The sequence below is a fragment of the Microcystis wesenbergii FACHB-1317 genome, from assembly GCF_014696875.1.
GTDB lineage: Bacteria > Cyanobacteriota > Cyanobacteriia > Cyanobacteriales > Microcystaceae > Microcystis > Microcystis wesenbergii_A.
Window position 1 is genome coordinate 1 of the sequence record NZ_JACJQV010000014.1, and the last position, 1,783, is coordinate 1,783.

The 1,783-nt window shown below is 40.5% G+C and carries 2 protein-coding genes and 1 pseudogene; all 3 read left to right on the forward strand.

All coding sequences use genetic code 11. The annotated features are described in order from the left end of the window. Window positions 1-144 (forward strand): annotated as a pseudogene (locus tag H6F92_RS00245) (photosystem II protein D2); the annotation flags it as partial. A 146-nt stretch (window positions 145-290) separates the two neighbouring features. Beyond that, window positions 291-818 carry a DUF3011 domain-containing protein gene (locus H6F92_RS00250; protein WP_072928039.1) on the forward strand — a complete coding sequence of 176 codons (528 nt, stop codon included), beginning with the start codon at window positions 291-293 and terminating at the stop codon, window positions 816-818. Window positions 819-1,062: 244 nt separating this feature from the next. Next, window positions 1,063-1,783: ISL3 family transposase (locus H6F92_RS00255; RefSeq protein WP_190356386.1), on the forward strand; the 721-nt coding region annotated here is incomplete at its 3' end.

The window sequence follows — 1,783 nt, forward strand, 5'->3', positions numbered from 1 at the left end:
GCCGAAGACCCGGAATTTGAAACCTTCTACACTAAAAATATTCTGCTTAACGAAGGTCTGAGAGCTTGGATGGCTCCCCAAGACCAACCCCACGAAAACTTTATCTTCCCTGAAGAAGTATTACCTCGCGGTAACGCTCTCTAAAGATGGCAAGAAAATTTACCGAATAGGGGGAAGGGTGAAGTTAAATCACCCTTCTTTTTTGTTGATTAAGGCACCTCAAGCAACTACTACTCATTTTCTGGATACCCCTGTAAGATAAACTAGAGAATTTCTGGGAGATAAAGACAATGTTTCGCCAAATTTTATTATCTAGTCTCGGTTTATTGCTAATTTGTCCCTTGGGGAGCGAGCCAGCAGCGGCCAGAACCACGAGAATTAATTGTGAAAGTCAAAACGGTCGCACTACTCGCTGTCCCGTCAACGCTAGATGGGCCCAAGTAAGATTAATCCGTACTCGCTCCGCTGCTCCCTGTGAGGGTAATTGGGATTTCCAAAACGGCAATATTGTGGTCAGAAATGGTTGTCGGGGCGAGTTTGAGGTACGCACCGACGACCATCACGGTAATGTTGGTGGCGGTTGGGAAGGTAATGTTTACGAAGAATTTCGCCTCCCCAATATCGGTCGTTTTGTCGTTGATCGCCGCAGTTATTATGATAGTGGCAGAATTAGAGAATTTGATGCGATTGTTAATGGCAGTCGCGAGCGTTGGTGGGCCAATTGTCGTGGTGGCGAACTCGGCAGCGGTAGTCGTCGCATCCGCTCATCCCGGGAAATCGATCGAGTAGTGGACTTTGTTTGTGAGGATCGGGGTTAAATATAGAAACCAAAACTCTATCTAAAACCTTTTAAAGTTATAGTCATTTCAATTAAGATTGAGAATATCAATCCCAGAGTTCATAAGGGTTTTGTCGGTCTAGACTGTATCAGACTTATCTGAAATGACTATACTCATTTATATAGCTAGATAGCTAAAATGAGTAACTTTTGCTGAAGATAGATGGCTCTTCTAGGTTCTGTGTGAGCATGGTATAATAGTAACACAGAACAGGAGGTGGGTTATGTGGATAAATTTTGATCAACTCCTCGATTTACCAAATGTAACAGTGGTCAATTATCAAAAAATTGCTCAGACAATTTTCCTAAAGCTTGCTCTTTTAAATGAAACAATTGAATGTCCGAATTGCCATCAAACCTTAGACAGAATCAATCAGACAGAGTATAATCTAGTCAGAGACTTGTCAATATTAGGTAATCCAGTATATTTAGAAGTACCACGCCGTCAGTTTCATTGTCAAAAGTGCCAAAAGTATATCAGCGAAAGACTGAGTTTTATGAGATTAAGACAGCATCATACAATTCGCTATGAATCGATGATTTATGAGAGAGTAAAAAATTGTAGCATCGAAGAAATAAGTCGAGAAGAAGGGTTAGGATGGTCAGAAGTTGAGTTAATATTTAATCACTGTGCTAAAGAACTAGAAAAGGAAGAGTGGGAAGCACCAGAACGAATAAGCTTAGATGAATTTAGTAACTTAAAAGGACATAAAGATTTCATCACAACGGTCGTAGATATGGACAAGAAAATTTTACTAGATGTGATTAAAGGACATAAGCAAGAAGAATTAATGGAAGCCTTAAAAGCACAGCCAGACGCAGTTCGGGAGAAAGTGAAAGAAGTGAGCGTCGATATGTGGTCAGGATTTACAGCAGTGATCAAGGAATTATTTCCCAATGCTAAAATCATCTATGACCGTTTTCATGTAATGGCTATCATCAATG

What these genes read in the sequence shown, in the direction of transcription:
- H6F92_RS00250 (WP_072928039.1), top strand. Translation starts at nt 291, where the DNA reads ATGTTTCGCCAAATTTTATTATCTAGTCTCGGTTTATTGCTAATTTGT.